This is a genomic window from Bacillus sp. FJAT-27245 (assembly GCF_001273955.1).
Taxonomy (GTDB): Bacteria; Bacillota; Bacilli; order Bacillales; family Cytobacillaceae; genus Bacillus_D.
In genome coordinates, this window is record NZ_LIGI01000001.1 from 4,174,630 (window position 1) to 4,195,252 (window position 20,623).

At 46.8% G+C, this 20,623-nt stretch carries 22 protein-coding genes and 2 riboswitches; all 22 genes read right to left on the bottom strand.

All coding sequences use genetic code 11. The annotated features are described in order from the left end of the window. Positions 1-168: 168 nt before the first annotated feature. Positions 169-486, bottom strand: coding sequence for an NADH-quinone oxidoreductase subunit NuoK (gene nuoK / locus ADU24_RS20405; protein WP_053368361.1), 318 nt, complete (start codon positions 484-486; stop codon positions 169-171). A 1-nt stretch (position 487) separates the two neighbouring features. Further along, positions 488-997 carry an NADH-quinone oxidoreductase subunit J gene (locus ADU24_RS20410; protein WP_053368362.1) on the bottom strand — a complete coding sequence of 170 codons (510 nt, stop codon included), beginning with the start codon at positions 995-997 and terminating at the stop codon, positions 488-490. Then, positions 994-1,413: an NADH-quinone oxidoreductase subunit NuoI gene (nuoI, locus tag ADU24_RS20415; RefSeq protein WP_053368363.1), complete on the bottom strand. Its 420-nt coding sequence runs from the start codon at positions 1,411-1,413 to the stop codon at positions 994-996. The genes ADU24_RS20410 and nuoI overlap by 4 nt, the downstream gene beginning before the upstream one ends. 80 nt (positions 1,414-1,493) lie before the next feature. Further along, the gene (nuoH, locus tag ADU24_RS20420; RefSeq protein WP_053368364.1) at positions 1,494-2,504 is read right to left on the bottom strand and encodes an NADH-quinone oxidoreductase subunit NuoH; all 1,011 of its coding nucleotides are present in this window, start codon (positions 2,502-2,504) and stop codon (positions 1,494-1,496) included. Then, entirely contained in the window at positions 2,504-3,604 is a 1,101-nt protein-coding gene (locus ADU24_RS20425; RefSeq protein ID WP_053368365.1) for an NADH-quinone oxidoreductase subunit D, read from the bottom strand. Before ADU24_RS20425 ends, nuoH begins: the two co-directional genes overlap by 1 nt. A 3-nt stretch (positions 3,605-3,607) precedes the next feature. Further along, entirely contained in the window at positions 3,608-4,840 is a 1,233-nt protein-coding gene (locus ADU24_RS20430) for an NADH-quinone oxidoreductase subunit C (RefSeq protein WP_053368366.1), read from the bottom strand. A gap of 3 nt (positions 4,841-4,843) precedes the next feature. Further along, on the bottom strand, positions 4,844-5,356 hold the full coding sequence (locus ADU24_RS20435) for a NuoB/complex I 20 kDa subunit family protein (RefSeq protein ID WP_053368367.1): 513 nt from the start codon (positions 5,354-5,356) through the stop codon (positions 4,844-4,846). Beyond that, a complete protein-coding gene (locus tag ADU24_RS20440) occupies positions 5,347-5,721 on the bottom strand; it encodes an NADH-quinone oxidoreductase subunit A (protein ID WP_053368368.1) in 375 nt (124 codons plus the stop codon). Before ADU24_RS20440 ends, ADU24_RS20435 begins: the two co-directional genes overlap by 10 nt. Positions 5,722-6,219: 498 nt before the next feature. Continuing rightward, positions 6,220-7,035 (bottom strand): transglutaminase-like domain-containing protein, encoded by an 816-nt coding sequence (locus ADU24_RS20445; protein WP_053368369.1) that lies wholly within the window; start codon positions 7,033-7,035, stop codon positions 6,220-6,222. Positions 7,036-7,050: 15 nt separating this feature from the next. After that, a riboswitch (cyclic di-GMP riboswitch) is annotated at positions 7,051-7,143 on the bottom strand. 149 nt (positions 7,144-7,292) lie between these two features. Further along, the gene (locus tag ADU24_RS20450) at positions 7,293-8,063 is read right to left on the bottom strand and encodes a class D sortase (protein ID WP_053368370.1); all 771 of its coding nucleotides are present in this window, start codon (positions 8,061-8,063) and stop codon (positions 7,293-7,295) included. A gap of 58 nt (positions 8,064-8,121) precedes the next feature. Continuing rightward, positions 8,122-11,070 (bottom strand): LPXTG cell wall anchor domain-containing protein, encoded by a 2,949-nt coding sequence (locus ADU24_RS20455; protein WP_053368371.1) that lies wholly within the window; start codon positions 11,068-11,070, stop codon positions 8,122-8,124. 179 nt (positions 11,071-11,249) lie between these two features. After that, a riboswitch (cyclic di-GMP riboswitch) is annotated at positions 11,250-11,340 on the bottom strand. Positions 11,341-11,857: 517 nt separating this feature from the next. After that, positions 11,858-12,778, bottom strand: a complete 921-nt coding sequence (locus ADU24_RS20460; protein ID WP_053368372.1) for a DL-endopeptidase inhibitor IseA family protein — start codon at positions 12,776-12,778, stop codon at positions 11,858-11,860. 465 nt (positions 12,779-13,243) lie between these two features. Next, positions 13,244-13,651, bottom strand: a complete 408-nt coding sequence (locus ADU24_RS20465; protein ID WP_053368373.1) for a F0F1 ATP synthase subunit epsilon — start codon at positions 13,649-13,651, stop codon at positions 13,244-13,246. Positions 13,652-13,671: 20 nt separating this feature from the next. After that, the gene (gene atpD, locus ADU24_RS20470; RefSeq protein WP_053368374.1) at positions 13,672-15,093 is read right to left on the bottom strand and encodes a F0F1 ATP synthase subunit beta; all 1,422 of its coding nucleotides are present in this window, start codon (positions 15,091-15,093) and stop codon (positions 13,672-13,674) included. A 104-nt stretch (positions 15,094-15,197) separates the two neighbouring features. Beyond that, on the bottom strand, positions 15,198-16,055 hold the full coding sequence (locus ADU24_RS20475; RefSeq protein WP_053368375.1) for a F0F1 ATP synthase subunit gamma: 858 nt from the start codon (positions 16,053-16,055) through the stop codon (positions 15,198-15,200). A gap of 153 nt (positions 16,056-16,208) precedes the next feature. Then, positions 16,209-17,717, bottom strand: a complete 1,509-nt coding sequence (gene atpA / locus ADU24_RS20485; protein WP_053368377.1) for a F0F1 ATP synthase subunit alpha — start codon at positions 17,715-17,717, stop codon at positions 16,209-16,211. A gap of 24 nt (positions 17,718-17,741) precedes the next feature. After that, positions 17,742-18,278 carry a F0F1 ATP synthase subunit delta gene (locus tag ADU24_RS20490; RefSeq protein WP_053368378.1) on the bottom strand — a complete coding sequence of 179 codons (537 nt, stop codon included), beginning with the start codon at positions 18,276-18,278 and terminating at the stop codon, positions 17,742-17,744. After that, positions 18,275-18,790 (bottom strand): F0F1 ATP synthase subunit B, encoded by a 516-nt coding sequence (atpF, locus tag ADU24_RS20495; protein WP_053368379.1) that lies wholly within the window; start codon positions 18,788-18,790, stop codon positions 18,275-18,277. Before atpF ends, ADU24_RS20490 begins: the two co-directional genes overlap by 4 nt. Before the next feature lie 189 nt (positions 18,791-18,979). Then, complete coding sequence (atpE, locus tag ADU24_RS20500) at positions 18,980-19,192, bottom strand: F0F1 ATP synthase subunit C (RefSeq protein WP_053368380.1); 213 nt, start codon at positions 19,190-19,192, stop codon at positions 18,980-18,982. A 68-nt stretch (positions 19,193-19,260) separates the two neighbouring features. After that, positions 19,261-19,971, bottom strand: coding sequence for a F0F1 ATP synthase subunit A (atpB, locus tag ADU24_RS20505; protein ID WP_053368381.1), 711 nt, complete (start codon positions 19,969-19,971; stop codon positions 19,261-19,263). A gap of 23 nt (positions 19,972-19,994) precedes the next feature. After that, entirely contained in the window at positions 19,995-20,366 is a 372-nt protein-coding gene (locus tag ADU24_RS20510; RefSeq protein WP_053368382.1) for an ATP synthase subunit I, read from the bottom strand. Between the two features lie 6 nt (positions 20,367-20,372). Continuing rightward, on the bottom strand, positions 20,373-20,594 hold the full coding sequence (locus ADU24_RS20515) for an AtpZ/AtpI family protein (protein ID WP_053368383.1): 222 nt from the start codon (positions 20,592-20,594) through the stop codon (positions 20,373-20,375). Positions 20,595-20,623 lie beyond the last annotated feature (29 nt).

Consider the following 20,623-nt stretch of genomic DNA (forward strand, 5'->3'; position numbering starts at 1 on the left):
ATCCCCTTTATGAACGCGCGTTCTGATGCAGAAGTAATTCTGGCTGCGCGCCTGATTTCACCCTGCTGCACAGGGTTTCCGCAGGTGCAGGCCCCGCGGTGGAAGAATTCCAGGCAGCCTGCTCATGGTGCCGGCAACCCGTTTTTATAGATCCGGAATGAATCACCGTTAGTTTTTCATAATATCCATTTCATCTATGTTCACGGTCTTCCTGTTCCTATACAGGGAAATCAGGATGGCCAGGCCTACCGAAGCTTCGGCGGCTGCCACCGCCATCGCGAACAGAGTGAAGATTTGCCCGTCAATGGAAGGGGTGATTCCATACTTGCTGAATGTGACAAGGTTTATGTTAACCGCATTCAGCATCAGTTCGATGGATATAAGAACAATAACCGTGTTCCGCTTTGTCAGGGCTCCGTAAAGTCCGATACAGAACAAAATCAGGGCAAGCGCGAGGAAGGCAGAAGCAGGAACTCCCGAGTTCATATTATTCCGCCTCCTTATCGTCTTTTTTTGCTAGGATGATTGCGCCAACAAGCGCAACAAGCAGGACAACCGAAACAAGTTCAAACGGGATAATATACCTCGAGTAGAGCGCAATCCCAATCTGCTCCGTATTGTTTACATGCAGCTCGGTTGAGCCAGGGCCAAGGTCAAGATTGTATATTCCAAAATAGACCGCCGCCGCGAACCCGGCGACGCCGAGCAGGACGATAAATCTCCTCCATTTCCCGGTGCTAGCCTCACTTTCATCGTCATGCTTGGTAAGCATGATGCCCATTAGCATAATGATCGTAATTGCCCCGGAGTAAATGAGGACTTGGACCGCCGCCAGAAACTCAGCAGACAGCAGGACAAATATCCCGGCGATGCTGATAAAAGTAAATACGAGAGCGATGATAGTATGGACGACCTTTGTCAGGTTCAATAAGAGCACGCCCCCGATGACTGCCACTAGCGCAAGTGACATAAAAGCCAAAAATTCACCTGAAATCATGCCTTATTCACCTTCCGAACATTCTCGTCATTTTCATCCAGCCATTCAAGGTTTTTAAACAGGTTGTCCCGGCTATACTCGGCAAGCTCGAAATTATTCGTCATGACGATTGCTTCAGTCGGACAAACCTCTGTACATAAATCGCAAAGGATGCAAAGTTCAAAGTTGATGTCATACGTATCAATGACTTTCCCCTTTTTCGCCGGGTCCGGATGTTTTTTGCCAGTCAGCTGAATACATTCTGTCGGGCATATGTTTGCACACTGGTTGCAGACGATACACTTTTCAGGATAGAACTTTTGGATTCCGCGGAACCGGTCCGGAAGAGGAAGCGGTTTATTTGGATAATCGTATGTGATTTTTTCCTTGGTCAGGTTTTTAAGGGTATACTTTAAGCCTTTTGCCAATCCAAGCATGTTTTTCACCCCTTTGGTGCGTGATAGAAGAAATCTGTTTTTCCTGCGGGGAAAGCAAATCGTGCCTATCCCGTCTATTTTTAAAACAGCTTAAATAGTTCTTTAATCAATGCGGTGAGGAAGATGTTAGCCAGTGCGACCGGCAGCAGGACCTTCCATCCGAATTCCATCAGTTTATCCGCCCGGAAACGAGGGTACGTTACGCGGAACCAGATCAGGATAAAGATGACAATGCTGAATTTAAGCGAGAACCAAACCGCTCCCGGGATGAAATCCAGGATTGACAGCGGAGGAAGCCAGCCTCCAAGGAAGAGCACAGTTGTCAAAGCGGCCATTGCGAATAGGTATACGTACTCCGCAAGCATGAAAAATGCCCAACGGAAACCGGAATACTCAACATGGTAACCCGCAACGAGCTCGGATTCCCCTTCCGGCAGGTCAAATGGCGTCCTGTTCAATTCAGCTACGGATGCGATTAAAAATACAATAAAACCAATTGGCTGAAGAAGGATATACCAGCCATTCCGCTGTGCATCCACAATATCGTTAAGGTTCATGCTTCCTGTTAAGAGGATAATCCCCACTACAGACATGACAAGCGGGATTTCATAAGAAATCATCTGGGCAGCGGCCCTCATACCGCCCAAAAGCGCGTATTTATTGTTCGAGGCCCATCCACCCGTAACAATTCCTAGCGTCGTGATTCCCGAGACAGCTATATAATATAGAAGCCCGACGCCAATATCGGCAAACTGCAATTTGTCCGTAAATGGAATGGCGGCAAGCACCATGAAAGACGGTGCAAACGCAATGACAGGCGCAAGGATGAAGAGCGGCCTGTCTGCCACCTTTGGAATAACATCCTCTTTAAGAAGCAGCTTCAATACGTCGGCGACAGTCTGGAGAAGCCCCCAGCGGCCTCCAACATGGTTTGGGCCGTGCCGGAGCTGCATATAACCCATTACTTTACGCTCGGCAAGGATGCCGTATGTTACAAATCCAAGCACTACTAATAGCAAAACGGTCGCAAGCAGGAAGAAAATCCCGAAGTTCAATAGCCCAGGGGATGATGTAAGAAGATTCTCTACCATTAACCGTCCACCTCCCCTAGGACAATATCAATTGCTCCAAGAATGGCAACCATGTTCGCCATGTTTTCTCCCACAAGCAGTTTTGAAAGGATTTGAAGATTATAGAATGACGGTCTCCTGAATTTCAGGCGGTATGGCTCTTTTTTTCCATCACTTGCAATGTAGCAGCCGATTTCCCCGCGCGGCGATTCAATCCGCACATACGCTTCGCCTTTTGGCGCCTTAATGATTTTTGGCACTTTGGCAAGGATTTCCCCATCCTCGGGAAATTGTTCGCATGCCTGTTCCAGAATTTTAAGCGATTCTTCAATTTCGCGGATCCTTACAAGGTATCGGGACCAGCAATCCCCACCCTCTTCTGTGATCACATCGAATTTGAATCTGTCATAAATGGAATATGGTTCGTCTTTTCTCAAGTCGAATTTTACACCCGTGCATCGCAGGGTTGGACCGGTAAGCGAGTATTGGATTGCTTCTTCCTTCGTATAGCGCCCGACCCCCTTTACCCGGTTCATGAAAATTTCGTTACCTGTCACCAGCTGGTGATAGCCTTTAAGCTGTTCCCTCATATAAGGGATGAATTCCTTAACTTTTTCAATCCAGCCTTCCGGAGCATCCCATTTAACTCCGCCAACACGCATATAGTTAAAAGTCAGCCTCGCCCCGGATAGTTCATTCAGCATATTGATGATCATTTCGCGTTCCCGGAAAGCATAGAGGAAGGGGCTGACCGCTCCCATATCCAATAAATAAGTTCCCCACCAGACAAGGTGGCTCGCAACCCTGTTCAATTCCATCGCGATTACCCTGAGGTATTCAGCACGTTCAGGAATCTGAATTCCCATCATCGTTTCAACTGCATGGCAGATGACATAATTGGTCGTCATTGCTGAAAGGTAGTCCATGCGGTCGGTATACGGAATGATTTGTGTATATTGAAGATCTTCAGCGAGTTTTTCGGTACCACGGTGCAGGTAGCCAATTACCGGCTGGGCGTGCGTAATGATCTCCCCGTCGATTTTGACGACAAGGCGGAACACACCATGGGTACTCGGGTGCTGCGGCCCTACGTTTAGCAGCATTTCTTCTGTACGTATCATTGGTTATACCTCCACGTCGTATTGCTCGTAGTCTTTTCTTAGTGGATGGCCAACCCAATCCTCTCCCAGCAGGATTCGATGTAAATGCGGATGTCCCGTGAATGTAATGCCCAGTAAATCATAAGCCTCGCATTCAGGCCAATCTGCTCCTGCCCAAAGCGGCTGCAGGGATTCAATTGTTGGCGCGTTACGGTCAATCTTCACTTTCAGGGCTACAGATTGCCTGTTTTTATATGAGAATAAATGCACATATAGTTCCAAATGTGTTTCAAAATCACTCGCATGCAGCTCCGATAAATAATCGAACCCGAGTTGTTCATTGAATTTAAGGAACTGGGCCACCTTATAGTAGGTTTCCGGTTTGGCGACCAGAGTCGGTACATCTTTTGAAAGTTTATTAATATAGTAATCTTCAAGAACGTCCTTCCCAAGATGCTCTTCAATGACTTTTACGAACTTATCAAGATAAGGCTGGTTTGGTGATGGAGCTTCCGGCGCGGCCGTTTCTGCTTCCCCACCGGCCTTGGCGGCTGCGGCGGCCCTTGCTTTCGCGGCTGCGGCTGCTTTTGCCTTCGCGGCGGCGATTGCTTTCGCCTTTTCATCGTCCCCGCCTGCTTCCGGCGCAGCTTCTCCCGATTGCTTCGCCAGCGCGGCTGCTTTCGCTTTCGCTGCTGCGGCTGCTTTTGCCTTCGCGGCGGCGATTGCTTTCGCCTTTTCATCGTCCCCGCCTGCTTCCGGCGCGGCTTCTCCCGATTGCTTCGCTAGCGCCGCGGCTTTCGCTTTCGCTGCTGCGGCTGCCTTTGCCTTCGCGGCGGCTGCTGCTTTTGCTTTTTCATCGGCCCCGCCTGCTTCTGGCGCAGCTTCTCCCGACTGCTTCGCTAACGCGGCCGCTTTTGCTTTCGCGGCTGCGGCTGCCTTTGCCTTCGCGGCGGCTGCTGCTTTTGCTTTTTCATCCGCCAGGGAAGGTTCGGAAGTGTTTGGAACCGCTTTCACTTCAATGGCTTCCTCCACTGGTTTCCGGGCTGTTGATTCGGTATGTTCCTTTTCGGTAACTTCCCCAACCGCATTTTCCTTTTGGCTTTTGCCAGTCGCGGTACCTGCATCAGCCGGTTTATCCGCCTGCGTGGATTTTCCCCCGGCTTGCGCTGCCCTGGCTGCCCTTTTTGCGGCTGCGGCTGCCTTTGCTTTCTCAACCGCTTCTTTCTTTAATTGCTCCAGATCTTTCTCCCCGCTCATCGGTTAGATCACCTTCTTCCCCGTCTTCGCCTCGTAGCGAATCTTTTCTCGAAGTTTGTTGATTCCATAGATCAGCGCTGCTGGATTAGGCGGGCAACCCGGGATATATACATCAACCGGGACAATTTGGTCAACGCCTTTTACAACCGAATAAGACTTTACATACGGTCCTCCCGCAGTAGCACATGAACCCATTGCAATCACCCATTTAGGCTCCGGCATTTGGTCGTAGAGCCGGCGGACGATTGGCGCCATTTTCTTTGTAACCGTTCCCGAAACAATCATGACGTCGGATTGCCTTGGCGAGGTGCGGAAAAATGATCCGAACCTGTCGAGGTCATAATGCGATGATCCGCTGCCCATCATTTCAATCGCGCAGCAGGCAAGCCCGAAAGTCATCGGATAAAGGGAATTGCTCCTCGCCCATGCCTTAACCTGCTCAAGCGTCGTTAAAAACACATTCCTTTTCATTTCTTCCATTTCCTGAGGTGAGATGCTATCCAATTTTAGATCCATTTCAACACCTTCTTTTTCCATGCATAAACAAGCCCGAGCACAAGCATCAATACGAAAATAGACATTTCGATCAACGCAAATATCCCGAGCTTTTCATAAGCTACAGCCCACGGGTATAGAAACACCGTTTCGACATCGAAAATAACAAACATCAGGGCAAAAATATAATAGCGGACATTGAATTGTACACGGGAATCGTGAAACGGTTCAATACCGCTTTCATATGTTGTATACTTCGCATCGCTTGGCTTATACGGACGCAGAAGCTTACCCAGAAACAATGCCACTACCGGCAGCAAAATCCCCAGACATAGAAACACAAAAACTATCAGATAGTTATTCTGATATAAATTCAGGTATTCCATGCCCATCCCTCCAATGTTGTAAAATTTTCAAACTAATGAAATTTGTAACCGAATTCATTATAGCATTGTTGCATTTCTGTGTCGACAAGCCCATTGGCAAAAAGAGGCTCCCCCTTCCTTCCCTATAATCAAGTACATTCCTTCTAATTTCGGAAGAATGCCTGGAAGAATATAGCTTGGATACAAGGCATACATGCCATAATGAATGCTTTCCACGCATCGCGACAAACTTAAACGGATGTGTCCGCAACTAAACTTTACATGTGGCTATTCTGGCTGTCAGTGAGGTTTGTCAATGAAGAGCATCATTTTTACCACGATTTAGCTTTTTTCAAAAAAATGTCGAAAAGCCGTTGCATTTTTTCCACCTGTTCCTAAGCTCATTCCATTTTATTCTATATAATTTCATTCATTCCTTCCAACCCTTTAATCCAAATTATGGACACAAATGCCCGCCTGAACCTGCTTTCATTTGCAAATTTAGGCGGGCAGTTTTGCTCAATATTCTTTTTCCTTTGAATAAAGGGATTCCTTTTTAAAGATCGTTGAAACCTTTTTGGAGCTGGCATCAACTGTTGTATCAATTACCACCCATCTATTCAATTCCTTAATGTAGACTTCGTTCCAGGCATGGTATCCTTTAACCCCCGGCGTATATCCCATGGCCACCTTTGCGGGAATGCCCTGGCTTCTAAGCATCGCGGCAAACAGGGAAGAATAATCATAGCAGATTCCTCTATTCTCCTTGAATGTAGCTTCGATACTTGGGAGGTAACCAGGCTGAACTGTTTTTAGTTTTTGAGAATCATATTTTACATTTTTAACTATATAGCTATGGATGGCCTTTACCTTATCCTCGTTCCTCTTAAGCTTTGAAGCCAGCTCAGCTGCTTTTTTTATCGGCTTCATTGACTTATTCCAGCGAATGTTTTGGACGGATTGCAGGTAAACCTGGTTCGGGTCCTTGAGCGCCAGTTGTACGGCAGTTTGGTGGACGGGAACGTAGCTGGTGTCTTTAATCTGCTCGTAAACATTAATCGTGTAGCTTCCATTATTCATCTGAAGGGGAAGATAGTTGATTGTCCCATCATTCGGGAGGTCATAATAATAGACGTTTCCGGACTTTTCAATCGCAACCTTTACCCTTTTCCCTTCCTGGCTGCTATACTTGACTCCGATTACCCCCTTAGAAACCAGGCCTGTATCAACCGGCTGTACCACCATGTCGGCTGCAACCTTTTCTGCCGGAGCTGAAATGGTATAGGCAGGGATCAAAAATGCTATAAAACAGAGGCACACAAAAAATTTACGCAAAAAAATAACTCTCCTTTCGGTAGCCAGGCTGCCACTCTCTTCCTGCGAAAAGACTGAGGCCCTATGGCTTTGCGTCCCTATTTTTCAATAGGTTTGCCGTTGTCGTTGAAAAGTTTTTACTATAGATATAGTAGTAGTATATTTCATACTTACAAAATTTTCTATACATTTTATCAAAAGTTCAGAAATTTGTCAGGATTTGTAACATAGGAGCTTAAAAAATAAAAAAATGCCACCCTTGTTGAAAAAGATGGCATTTAGTTGCTTTCTATTAATTCCGCCTGGACAATCAACCTGTGGGTAGCTGTTTTAATGGGGGTACATGTAATGAGGGTAATGGTCCGCTTCTGCGGAATTGCGTTAAGAACCGATGTATTTGTCGGTTTTACAACCATTTTTTTATATACCTTGTACGTATACGTCCTGTTTTTATCCTTAATAACAATCGTATCACCTTTTTCCATTTCATTCAGCCTGTTAAACATATGCCCATAGCTACGGCTTCGATGCGCAGCAATCGCACTATTACCAGGCTGGCCCGGCAGAGCTGTCCCATTAATAAGGCCCGCCCCTTTTCTCATGTTCTTCATTGTCGCTCCTTCAAGGATTGGTATCTTCAAGCCGATTTTCTTAATTTGCAAAACCCCAATCACTTGGGAAGATGTTTGCGGCTTTTTCCCCGAAGCAGCTTTTATGGTTGGCGCTTTTTTGTTCTCCGATGGAACATGAATCCCATTTTGTCCTGCCTGTTCCGGCTTACCCTGTTTCCCAGTTTCAGGTTTAGCTACTTCATCATCCGGGCCGGCTGGATTTCCCTCGTCCTGATCTGGACCGGCTGAAAAGACTTCATCGAGGCCACGATAGTGTTCCGCAGCGGTACTGCTCTCGGCCGCAGAAGCTCGGTCCGACGGCTCCCATTCCTCAAGCAGTTTTTCCTGCATATACTCACTGTACATTCTGGTGGACAATGGAAATAGTGATAACCCAAGCCCAATTAATATTAGTAAAATTGCCGCAGTCTTTTTCATTTGCAACTCCTTGAATGAAATAGAGGGAGGAGCTCAGCCTCCTCCCTCCCCATCTTATCTAGCTTCGCACTTTGCTTGCCCGCAGCATTCCGAATCCAGCAACAGCCAGCAGCATGCCAATAAAGTAATATGGCATCGGGCTTGATTCGCCCGTTTGCGGAAGCGATCCGTCAAACCCGCCAACATTTCCTCCAGGCGTTTCATTGTCGCCAATATTTATTGGAGGATTTTCATCGCTTTCCCCGCCTCTCGCAGGGTCTTCAGGATCCACCACTGTTCCAGGATCGGTCTCGCCACCGGTTCCGGGATCAGTTCCACCGCCGTTGCCCGGATTAGCAGGAAGTGGCGGAGGAGTTAATGATTCACACGACATCATTACATTTAGAATACTGTCAACCTTATTTGCCATGAGCTTGTCCATCGTGAAGGCCGTCGGCGTGCCGTTCAATTCGACCTCTATTCCTTTTATGTCACTCAAATTGAGGTTGACATTAACGAGGGCGCCATCTTCACCTAATGTGAAGTTAATTGCTTCTCCATTGTTCAGAAGGATTTTTCCGTTGGTGCCAATGTTTACACATCCACTGGCCAAAAGTTTAATCCATGCCAATTCTTTTGACTCAACGATTGGCCCACCTGGTGTTGGGTTTTCCGGAATAACAATTACTGGTGGAGCTGGTGGAGTCGTACCGCCTCCGCCACTATTGTCTCCCGGTGGAGTCGTACCGCCGCCACCTCCGCTGTTATCCCCTGGAGGAGTTGTGCCGCCGCCACCTCCGCTGTTATCTCCCGGTGGTGTTCCACCGCCACCCCCACCGTTATCTCCTGGTGGTGCTGCAGGGCACTCCAGCTTTAATGTCAACAACCCATTCAAAACTGTTTTTGAAGCATCAGACAGTTCAGATAGCATGAATGTTTTAACCTGCCCGTTAACTGTTACTTCAACACGCTCAATCAAACCCAGTGCCAAAGCCGCTTTAAGATCAACCATATTGTTCAGGACTTCGATTTTTGTTCCATTTTTCAAAACAACTTCGGCCTTAGTAATCGTTCCGATACAGTTTGAAAGATCCAGCTTGATTTGGGTAAAAGCACTGCCGCCTTCCGCAAGATTGCAATCAAGCTTTACCGTTAAAGTCCCATCTTTTAAAGTAATCAAGTTCGCCGCAAGATCGGCCAGTTTGATCATTTTAACTTCGCCGTACACGGTCAGCTTAAATCCTTCTAATTCACTGATGCCGAGATTCAGCAAGAGCTCAAGTGTATTCGAATCAACTTCTACCTCTGTTCCGCTTTTCAATACGAGTACTGCTTTTTCCACCGGCCCGATGCAGCCTTCAATCAATAGCCTGATTTTGTTAATCGCAGGCACAACTGGCGGCTGTACCTGTTCACAATTGATTTTAATTGTGATCGTGCCGTTTACTGTTTCTTTTGTAACGTTGGCATCAGATAACAAATACATTTTAGATGTATCGCCATTTTGTAGTTTTACCCCAACGATATTTTCCAGCTTAATACCTTCCTCCAGGGTTAAAAGGAGGCTTAGAAGAGACGTGAATTCAACTTCTTTTCCGTTGGAGAGAACAAGCCATGCCTTATTGAAAGGCCCGATACAGCCTTTTACAACTAGCTTGACCTTTGTCAATTCCGGTTTCTCAACTGGAGGCTTAGCTCCGCAATTAATTGTTATTACAATTTTCCCGTCAACCTTCTCTTCAGTTACATTGGCATCAGCCAAAAGATAGGTTGTCTCTTTATCTCCAACCTTCAGTTTTACTCCTTTGATTCCTTCGAGGGCCACATTCCCTTCAAGCTCGAGGAGAAGTTTTCCCAGGGACGCGAACTCCTTTTCTTTATCATCCGAAAGAATCAGCCATGCTTTATCAACCAAACCGATACAGCCTTTTAGGACCACCTTGACTTTTGTCATTTCAGGTTTTTCAACCGGCGGCTTTTCGTCACAGTGAATTTTGATCACTATTACTCCGTTTACCGTTTCTTTTGTTACCTTTGCATCAGTTAGCATATAATCGGTTGTTTTGTCGCCGGCTTTTAACCTGATCCCTACGATATCATCAGGGTTTTCATCCAGGACAAGCATTAGATTGCTTAAGGAAGTAAACTCAATTGGGTTTTTTCCATCTAGAATCAGCCACGCCTGGTCAAAAGTTCCAACGCAATTTTTGACAACAAGCTTAACCGCGGCTCCTGCATTTTCTTTACATTCAATTTTGAAAATTTTAGTTCCATTTTCATTTTTTGGAGATTCGACATATACTTCATCTTTATTGTATTCGAGTTCCTTGCCGCCCTTAAGGACTACTCCTACTTTGGCGATATCATCCAGCTCAATATCCAGTTCATTCATGCCTTGAGTAAGATTGACCCTGGTATTGTCCTTAAGGATAAAGAATGTGCTTTCGGCCAGCGGATTGCAGCCCTTTATCAAGTTGACCTTGTATTTGTTCTTTTTAGCCTTACCGTCTTGGCCGCCGCCGTTGTCATTTCCTTTCCCCGGTTTATTTTCATCGCCTTGCCCGCCACCATTATTATCTCCATTCCCCGGGTTATTGCCATTGCCCTGGCCCTTTCCGGGTTCTTTTTCGTCTCCCTTGCCGTTTTTATTTTCGGTATTTACATTATAAGAAAAAGTAATACTAGTAATGTCCATTCCATCGACCGGAGCTAAAATACCAGAAAAGCCCCCCTCGAGTTTAACTGTCTTCCCTCCAGCTATAACACTTACTCTTACAGGAAGATTTGTTTTCCAACCGGAAACCTTTCCTTCCCCGGTAGCTTCTAAGGTTACCTCGAGCGTGCCACTTGAATCCTTGTATGTTCCAGCCACAAGGTTTGATGCATCTAGCGTAAAGGTTTTAGTTTCACCACCATTACCTTTTCCATCCCCCTGATTCGCTAGCGCGGCTCCCATAGGAAGAATGTTAAAAACCATTAGTAGTACTGAAAGAAATATTGCAACGTTTTTTACTGCATTCTTTTTCAAATACAAACCCTCCTGTCCTCTTCATATATGTTATTAGCAGATTAACTAACTGAATATTCCGTCTCTTTACAACGAAACACCTCCTCTTTGGGTACTCTATTTAACAATGAAAGGTCTCTACGACCCTCCATTATTATTAAAAAATAATATGAAACACCAAAAAGCTGCCAGAATATACATCTGGCAGCTGGACGGCCATTCCGGATTAGACCGGAAACAGGCTCCGAGGCTTTGCGTCCCACCCTTTCGAATGGTTTGCCTTTATCATCATGTATGTAATTGCGAACAGGGATTTTGCTAAAGCGCTTACCTCATTTCAGTTTATTGAATACCCGGTTAAATACTCAATAAACCATTTCAAGAATTAATTTGGTATAAAGGTAAAAAATACCCAAATTATGATATTCCACTTTTGAATAATAGTAGACCTTTTTACTAATTATACCTTAATAGAGAATTACTTTAAAGAAGTTTGTTCAAAATAAAGAACATATTTTTACCTTTTCAAACCCTTGCTCAGAATGTTATTCTGCAGTAAATATGCCTCTTATTTACAGCCTATGATTTTTTTTATATGCCAAAGAAACATAACCCATCAACTCCTTTTAGAATTTTCATATAAAGAACAAAAGGTCATGAGGGGTTCCATCCTAACCTTCTAAAATATGATTTATAAAGAAAGAACTTCGTCGGTTTGAGAAAGCAATAGTGATATAGTTTTTAAAAAGGAATACCATAACGAAAAGAAGGAAAAAACCTGCCCAAATCGGACAGGTTTCTTTTTATATTATTTTAAATGTGGGGCTGTTCCATGGCTTGCAATCTTGAATTCCATGTCACCGGTAGGCTGAATCAGGAAATACATTTGGTTCTCGCCTTGCTTTAAAGATCCTTTATATCCGGCTTCGAGTTCAACGTAAAACTTTGCCGCATATTCTACCTGGTTTTTCGCCCTGGCCACTTCTTTCAGTTCGCGGACTTCAACCTTTTTAATTCCTTTTTTGAACTCATCAACCCAGGCTGTTGTAGAAGGATTCAGGAATTGTTGCTTGGATACATTTGAATCTACCAGTAGATATTTAAAGAAGGCTAATGCCGGATTAACGTTAAAAGGAATATCCAGGTCAAGCGCTGGTTCGCTGCTTATTCTATAGCCAATTGCCGGATAGTGGTGGTACCTGACAATATAGGCAGCCTTCTCACCTGTATCACCAACTGGGACAACGAGGCGGAAAACCTTCACATTCTTGTCGTTTCTCACAAATTGAGCCTCGGCTTTATCCCATTTCAAAAGTGAACCCCCGTCTGCTTCCGGTTGGGCGAGCTTACCCTTATATATGATAATGCCTCGCTCTGCTATGAACTTTTCCGCCGCATGATGTGTTAAGGTTTTCTTCAAGTAAGCCAACAATTCCTTTTTTGTGTCGATGGAGCTTGAAAGGTACCGGTAAGTAGTTCCTTTGTAAGCAAATGTTTTATACTCACCTTCCTTATAGGAACCTCCCATTTGTACGTAAGCAGAGGCACTAGCCAAATCCGCTGCCAACTTTACAGCTTGTTTGGCGGATAACTCAGTTGATGCCTTTGCTTTTTGTGCAGCAGCACTTTTATTTGTTCCGGCAGCAAACGCCTCATTTGTATTTTGGAAAAGTGGTGCTCCAAGCAATGCCAATGTAAGACCCGTAATCAATATTTTATTGTTTCTCATGTTTATTCCTCCCAGCTATTTTGTCATGCAATTGATAAGTCGATGCTGGAATGGAAAAGGTTACATATTTTACCTACCTTTATAAACAAAAAACACTTTTTGTTTCTTTACCATAATGACATCTTTCAGGCTATAAAGGCTGACTTAGCGACCGAACAGCAACAGGCAGCCAGTCATTCGGGCTCTAAACGATGACTTAGCGACCGAACAGCAAGGGGCAGCCGGGCAGCCGGGCTCTAAACGATGACTTAGCGACCGAACAGCAAGGGGCAGCCAGTCATTCGGGCTTTAAACGATGACTTAGCGACCGAACAGCAAGGGGCAGCCAGTCACTCGGGCTCTAAACGATAACTTAGGTCCCAAACCCCTATGAAGAGCCCAATTGTTTATTTTCCAAAAGAAAAAGCCCCCAACCTGAAGCTTTCACTCCATCTTGGGGGCGGTGTCCTAGTTAATATATGGTTCCTAAAATCTTCTCTCTGCTACGGCCAGACGGTTAATGGCGCGCTGAAGCGCTAGTTCCGCACGTTTGAAATCGATATGCTCCTGCTGGCGCTCCCGAAGGCGCTGTTCGGCCCTCTCCTTCGCGCGCATAGCCCGTTCGATATCAATCTCATCCGACTGTTCCGCGGACTGGGCCAAAATGGTTACCTTCTCGGGACGGACTTCAAGAAAGCCGCCGCTTACCGCAACCAGTTCAGTCTTTCCTTCCTTTTTCATCCGGACGGCGCCGATTTGCAATGGCGCAACCATCGGAATGTGCCCTGGAAGAATTCCCAGTTCACCGCTTTGTGCTTTCGTGCTTACCATTTCGACATCGGCGTCATAAACCGGGCCATCGGGAGTAACAACACTGACTTTGATAGTCCTCATCTTTCACCCTCCTGGCTTGTTTAGACCTCTACGCCCATGCCTTTTGCAGCTTCGACAACGTCTTCGATGCGGCCTACTAGGCGGAATGCATCTTCCGGAAGATGATCGTATTTTCCATCAAGGATCTCACGGAAGCCTTTAACAGTTTCCTTAACCGGTACGTATGAACCTGGCTGGCCGGTAAACTGCTCCGCAACGTGGAAATTCTGCGACAGGAAGAATTGAACCCGGCGCGCACGGTGTACAATAAGCTTGTCCTCATCGGAAAGCTCATCCATACCAAGGATCGCAATGATATCCTGAAGCTCGCGGTAGCGCTGAAGCGTCTGCTGGACCTGGCGGGCTACATTGTAGTGCTCTTCGCCAACAATTTCAGGCGCCAACGCACGTGAAGTAGAGGCAAGCGGATCCACAGCCGGGTAAATACCCATCTCGGAAAGCTTACGCTCAAGGTTCGTTGTTGCATCCAAGTGGGCGAAAGTTGTTGCCGGAGCCGGGTCTGTATAGTCATCGGCCGGTACGTAAATCGCCTGGATTGAAGTAACGGAACCTTTATTGGTAGATGTAATACGCTCTTGAAGCTTACCCATTTCAGTGGCAAGTGTCGGCTGGTAACCAACCGCGGATGGCATACGTCCGAGAAGGGCGGAAACCTCCGAGCCTGCCTGCGTGAAACGGAAAATGTTATCCATGAAGAATAGAACGTCCTGTCCCTGTTCATCACGGAAATACTCAGCCATGGTCAAACCAGTAAGCGCTACACGCATACGCGCGCCTGGCGGTTCGTTCATCTGCCCGAATACCATTGCTGTCTTCTTAATAACGCCCGAATCGGTCATTTCGTGGTAAAGGTCATTTCCTTCACGTGTACGCTCGCCAACGCCGGCGAATACGGAAATACCACCGTGCTCCTGGGCAATGTTATTGATCAATTCCTGGATAAGGACGGTTTTACCTACACCCGCACCACCGAAAAGGCCGATTTTACCACCTTTAATGTATGGTGCAAGCAAGTCAACAACTTTAATTCCCGTTTCAAGAATCTCAACTTCTGTCGAAAGTTGCTCGAAAGTAGGCGCTTCGCGGTGGATGGAATCCCTGCGGGCACTTGCCGGAACCGGTGCATCCAGGTCGATTGAATCACCGAGTACGTTAAAGACGCGCCCTAGGGTTACATCCCCAACCGGAACGGAAATAGGAGCGCCTGTGTCCACTACTTCAAGTCCGCGGGTCAGCCCGTCTGTGGAAGCCATAGCAATGGTACGGACTGTATCGTCACCAAGGTGAAGGGCTACCTCAAGGGTCAGGTCGATATCGACTTCTGATTCATTGCGCGCTTTGGAACTGATTTTTAATGCGTTATAGATTTCCGGAAGGTTGCCGCTGTCAAACTTAACGTCAACAACCGGTCCCATAACTTGCAGGACATGTCCTGTGTTCATCGTTTTCCCTCCAATCTGAAAAATCCGGGGCCTTGGCCGTGTCCCTGCCTTTATAAAAAAACAGGCTGGCGTAAAGGCCTTGGCCGCTCATTCGTGCCGCACGTTTACTCCAAAGCAGATGCTCCGCCGACAATCTCCGTGATTTCCTGAGTGATTGCCGCCTGGCGGGCACGGTTATATTTCAAGCTATATGCATTGATAAGCTCTTTTGCATTGTCGGTTGCATTCCTCATTGCCGTCATCCTCGCGGCATGCTCGCTGGCCTTGCTGTCAAGGAGCGCGCCGTAAATAAGGCTTTCCGCATATTGCGGGAGGAGAACTTCGAGGATTTCCTCGGCATTTGGCTCGAATTCATAGGATGTAAGCTTTCCGGAAGCGGCAATATCCGTTAACGGCAGCAGCTTCTTTTTGATTACTTCCTGCGAAATCGCACTGATGTAGTGGCTGTAATACATATACAGTTCGTCAAATGTGCCATCGGAAAACATTCCCACCGTACTGCTTGCAATTGCCTTAATATCGTCAAATGAAGGCTGGTCGGAAATGCCGACTATGTCAAGTACGACATTCATTCCCCGTTTTCGGAAGAAGTCCCGTCCAACCCTGCCGATTGCAATAATGCCAAATTCATCATTTGATTTATGGCGATCCTTGATTGTCTGGTACAGCTGGCGCAAGATGTTGCTGTTATAAGCGCCCGCAAGCCCCCTGTCGGATGTGATGACAAGGTAACCAGTCTTTTTGACCGGCCTCGACTGGAGCATAGGATGGTTTACATCCTTGCTGCCAACAGCGATTGAAGCCGTCACTTCCTGAATCTTTTCCATATAAGGGACAAAGGACTTGGCATTCATGACTCCACGATTCCATTTTGCCGCCGATACCATTTCCATTGCCTTTGTAATCTGGCTCGTTTTCTTCGTGGAAACAATCTTGGATTTAATGTCGCGCAATGATGCCATTGGTTCTCACCACCCTTATCAAAGTTAAGGCCGAAAGCCGCTTGGGCCCCCGCCTGTTAATGTTGGAGAATATACCGGCCCTGGCGCCCTCCCATAAAGGCATCCCGCAAGCGGGAAAGCCTGGCAATCAGGAAGGGCTCAATGCCAAAGCCTTTATTCCGAAACTGCAAATGTCTTTTTGAAGCCGTTAATTGCAGCTGCCATATCATCATCCGAAGCAAGTTCCTTCGTCGTGCGGATATGGTCCAACACCTCTTTGCGGTTGTGGTCGAGCCATGTGTAAAATTCATTTTCAAAACGGCGGATATCGCCGACAGGGATATCATCAAGGAATCCGCGTGTTAGTGCATAAAGGATCATAACCTGCTTTTCAACAGCAATTGGTTTATGAAGATCCTGCTTCAGCACTTCTACTGTGCGGGCACCACGGGCAAGCTTTGCCTGGGTTGCTTTATCTAGGTCAGATCCGAACTGGGCAAAAGCTTCCAATTCACGGTAAGAGGCGAGGTCAAGACGCAATGTTCCCGAAACCTTCTTCATCGCCTTAATCTGGGCGGATCCCCCTACACGGGATACAGAAAGACCAGCGTTGATCGCCGGGCGAACGCCGGAGAAGAACAGGTCGGACTGAAGGAAAATCTGTCCGTCGGTAATCGAAATTACGTTTGTTGGGATATAAGCAGAAACGTCTCCCGCCTGTGTTTCAATGAACGGAAGGGCAGTGATTGAACCCGCGCCTTTCGCATCGCTTAATTTCGCGGCACGCTCAAGAAGGCGGCTGTGCAAGTAGAATACATCCCCTGGGTATGCTTCACGGCCTGGAGGGCGGCGGAGCAGCAAGGAAAGCTCACGATATGCGGCAGCCTGCTTGGAAAGGTCATCGTATACGACGAGGACGTGCTTTCCTTCGTACATGAACTCTTCCGCCATCGAAACCCCTGCATATGGAGCAAGGAACAAAAGCGGCGCCGGCTGGGAAGCCGATGCGGTTACAACGATTGTGTAATCAAGCGCGCCGTACTTGCGAAGTGTTTCCACCGCGTTACGGACAGTTGATTCTTTCTGGCCGATTGCAACATAGATACAGATCATGTTTTGGCCTTTTTGKTTCAAAATTGTATCGATTGCGACAGCCGTCTTACCGGTCTGGCGGTCACCGATGATCAACTCACGCTGTCCACGGCCGATTGGAACAAGGGCGTCGATTGCCTTGATACCGGTTTGCAGCGGCTCATGAACGGATTTACGGTCCATAACCCCTGGGGCGACCGCTTCAATTGGACGTGTTTTTGTTGTATGGATTGGACCCATTCCATCGATAGGCTGGCCAAGCGGGTTCACGACGCGGCCGATTAGCGCTTCGCCTACCGGAACCTCCATGATGCGGCCTGTACGGCGGACTTCATCGCCTTCACGGATTTCTGTATACGGTCCAAGGATAATGATACCGACGTTATTTTCTTCAAGGTTTTGCGCCATACCCATAACGCCGTTCGAAAACTCAACAAGTTCCCCAGCCATGACATTGTCGAGGCCATGAGCACGGGCGATACCGTCACCAATCTGGATGACTGTACCAACATCACTCACTTGAATTTCCGACTGATAGTTTTCGATTTGCTGTTTTAACAGCGCACTGATTTCTTCAGCTTTGATGCTCATGAGTTTCACCCCTATCTACAAATCTTAGGTCAATAGTTTACGTTCAAGACGGTCCAGCTTGCCTCGCAGGCTGCCATCGAAAATTCGGTTTCCGATCCGGACTTTGATGCCGCCGAGAAGGTCGGTATCAACGATATTCTCAATCCGGAGAGCCTTTTTCCCTACCCTTGCCGCAAAAGAAGCTGAAAGCGCGATGCTCTCTTCGTCCGACAACGGACGGGTGCTGTAAACTTTCGCTTCGGCTATGCCCCTCGCATCATTTGCAAGCTCGATAAAGCCATCCGCGACTCCGGGAATTTCATTTTCCCGATGGCGGTCAATGAGGATCATAAGGGTATTTTGGACAAATGGGTTAAGGTTTGTAAACGCGCTCTTAACAATGGCTTTCTTTTGATCCAAAGAAAGCCTTGGGGAGTTAAGAATCGCATTCAATTCCTTGCTGTTTGCAAAAACATCTTTCACAACGCGAATTTCTTCTTCAATGGCGTCGAGGAGGCTGCGTTCCTTCGCAATACGGAACAATGCCAGCGCGTACCTCTTGGAGATTATCGATGTGCTCATCGGCCTCTTCCTGCCTCTTGGATGAATTCGTCAATCAGCTTTTGCTGATCCTGTTCGCCCAACTCCCTCTCAATAACTTTCGAGGCAATCATGACGGATAGGGAAGCAACCTGCTCGCGGATAGCCGCGACAGCCTGTTCCTTTTGCTGTTCGATTTCAAGTTTTGCGGATTCCTTGATCCTGTCTGCCTCGGCGCGGGCAATTGAAATGATTTCCTCACGCTGGACATCGCCCTGTTTGCGGGCGTTTTCAATAAGGCCTTGTGCCTCAAGGCGCGCTTCTTTTAAAAGTTCACGCTGCTCCTCAAGATGTTTCTTTGCTTCCTGGTTCGCTTTTTCAGCCTGGCCGATTTCATTGGAAATATGGGTTTCACGCTCTTTCATGATGCCCATCAATGGACCCCATGCAAACTTTTTGAGCAGTGCCATCAGCACAATGAACATGGCGAGCTGGAAAAGAATATCGCCGCCGTTAAATTTTACTGCACCCAAAACTAAACTGCTTGTCAACACCCTCGAGTCACTCCCTTCAAGAGTCATTCCGGAAAAAGTCCCGGATACGTGTATGTGAAAAATAGTTTACCTAGTCATAAACTTCATATGGATTTTTCCATTGTTTACCCAATATAAAAACAGGGCATAAAGCAATGGCGAAGGTTCATTATGGAATGATCTTCGCCATTATTGAACAATGCCCAGCTATTATTGGCCTTGAACCATGAACGCGATAACAACCGCGATGATAGGAATCGCCTCAACCAACGCAACCCCGATGAACATAGTTGTTTGAAGCATACCGCGAGCTTCCGGCTGGCGGGCAATGCCCTCAACTGTTTTTGAAACGATTAGACCGTTACCGATACCTGCACCGAGTGCTGCCAAACCAATTGCAATTGCTGCTGCTAAAAGACCCATTAAAAAGCTCCTCCTTAATGTATGTTGAATAGGTTTATTTGTTTGTCCATATAATGAACAGGTATATATTAATGGTCGCTGCTGACCTTATGGGCCAGGTAAACCATCGTTAACATTGTAAAGATAAACGCCTGGATGGCACCGATAAAGACAGAGAATCCTTGCCAGGCCAGCATTGGGATAACTGCAGCCAAACTCCCCCAAAATCCAGTTGCCATGCTCCCGGCAATCAGCCCAAGGAGAATTTCACCGGCATAAATGTTACCATAGAGACGCAGGCCAAGCGTGAGGGTATTTGCAAATTCCTCAATGATCTTGATGGGGAACATAAACCAGAACGGCTTGAAGAATTCCTTGCCGTAAGCCCGGGCCCCTTTCAATTTCACCCCGTAGTAATGCGAGAGCCCGACAACCATGATCGCCAATGTCAAAGTGATGACAGGGTCGGCTGTCGGTGATTTCCACCATAGTTCATTATTGTAGACGATTGAGAAAGGCAGTCCAAGGAAGTTCGAAATCGCCACATACATAATCAGGGTAATCCCCAGGATATGGAACCTACCCCCTGTTTTCCAGTCCATGGTACTATTGATGATACCTTTGACAAAGTCCATGACCCATTCCATGAAGTTTTGCATTCCGGTAGGTTTCATGGCCAGCCTGCGTGTTGACAGGACTGCGATCAGAAACACAACCAACGATGCAATCGTAATCATCAGAATGTTCGCCAGGTTGAAGTGGAGCCCCATAAATTCACGAATAGGATTTTCATGATGCAATAGTATTCACCTCGCTTCTCTTGCTATTTGCGTAAAAAGGTTTGCTTAAAAAAATCTATCATAATGACAATATAGGATGTCATTAATCCCACAACAACGCTGATTAAATGGAAATGGTCCGGGTACTTCATTGCGATAATAACCGCAAGGGCCGCACTGGCCATCCGGTTGAAAGACCCGAGTGAACGGACCTTTTTGCCCATCATCACAGCTTCGCCAAACTTATCTGTTTTTCTTACCATCAGCCACAGGTTGAACAGGCTTAGGGCTGTCCCTAATATGAGCCCGGCAAAAATTTGTTTATGCCCTGTAAATCCCCAGCCAAGCACATATAATGAAAGCAAAAAAAAGAGGTATCTTCTGATGCGGAAATAAATGGCCCTTAAATCGGACATATCATGTTAGTCTCCTGAATAATATTGCTGAACGAGGCGGAGCATGGCGTAGATTCCGGCTGCCAATCCCAGGAAAAGGCCAATGATCAGAAACAGTGGTGCGGTTCCTGCCTTGCCGTCGAGCCACCTGCCTGCAAAAATGCCGACGAGGACGGACCCTGCCAACTGGGCCAGGATTCCAGACATGAGCGCCATTGCCTGGAAAGGGGTTCTATCGTTTCGTCGCATACTACCACATCCTCGCTTTCGAGAATGGA

What these genes read in the sequence shown, in the direction of transcription:
- nuoK (WP_053368361.1), bottom strand. Translation starts at nt 486, where the DNA reads ATGAACTCGGGAGTTCCTGCTTCTGCCTTCCTCGCGCTTGCCCTGATT.
- ADU24_RS20410 (WP_053368362.1), bottom strand. Translation starts at nt 997, where the DNA reads ATGATTTCAGGTGAATTTTTGGCTTTTATGTCACTTGCGCTAGTGGCA.
- nuoI (WP_053368363.1), bottom strand. Translation starts at nt 1,413, where the DNA reads ATGCTTGGATTGGCAAAAGGCTTAAAGTATACCCTTAAAAACCTGACC.
- nuoH (WP_053368364.1), bottom strand. Translation starts at nt 2,504, where the DNA reads ATGGTAGAGAATCTTCTTACATCATCCCCTGGGCTATTGAACTTCGGG.
- ADU24_RS20425 (WP_053368365.1), bottom strand. Translation starts at nt 3,604, where the DNA reads ATGATACGTACAGAAGAAATGCTGCTAAACGTAGGGCCGCAGCACCCG.
- ADU24_RS20430 (WP_053368366.1), bottom strand. Translation starts at nt 4,840, where the DNA reads ATGAGCGGGGAGAAAGATCTGGAGCAATTAAAGAAAGAAGCGGTTGAG.
- ADU24_RS20435 (WP_053368367.1), bottom strand. Translation starts at nt 5,356, where the DNA reads ATGGATCTAAAATTGGATAGCATCTCACCTCAGGAAATGGAAGAAATG.
- ADU24_RS20440 (WP_053368368.1), bottom strand. Translation starts at nt 5,721, where the DNA reads ATGGAATACCTGAATTTATATCAGAATAACTATCTGATAGTTTTTGTG.
- ADU24_RS20450 (WP_053368370.1), bottom strand. Translation starts at nt 8,063, where the DNA reads ATGAAAAAGACTGCGGCAATTTTACTAATATTAATTGGGCTTGGGTTA.
- ADU24_RS20460 (WP_053368372.1), bottom strand. Translation starts at nt 12,778, where the DNA reads ATGAGAAACAATAAAATATTGATTACGGGTCTTACATTGGCATTGCTT.
- ADU24_RS20465 (WP_053368373.1), bottom strand. Translation starts at nt 13,651, where the DNA reads ATGAGGACTATCAAAGTCAGTGTTGTTACTCCCGATGGCCCGGTTTAT.
- atpD (WP_053368374.1), bottom strand. Translation starts at nt 15,093, where the DNA reads ATGAACACAGGACATGTCCTGCAAGTTATGGGACCGGTTGTTGACGTT.
- ADU24_RS20475 (WP_053368375.1), bottom strand. Translation starts at nt 16,055, where the DNA reads ATGGCATCATTGCGCGACATTAAATCCAAGATTGTTTCCACGAAGAAA.
- ADU24_RS20490 (WP_053368378.1), bottom strand. Translation starts at nt 18,278, where the DNA reads ATGAGCACATCGATAATCTCCAAGAGGTACGCGCTGGCATTGTTCCGT.
- atpE (WP_053368380.1), bottom strand. Translation starts at nt 19,192, where the DNA reads ATGGGTCTTTTAGCAGCAGCAATTGCAATTGGTTTGGCAGCACTCGGT.
- ADU24_RS20510 (WP_053368382.1), bottom strand. Translation starts at nt 20,366, where the DNA reads ATGTCCGATTTAAGGGCCATTTATTTCCGCATCAGAAGATACCTCTTT.
- ADU24_RS20515 (WP_053368383.1), bottom strand. Translation starts at nt 20,594, where the DNA reads ATGCGACGAAACGATAGAACCCCTTTCCAGGCAATGGCGCTCATGTCT.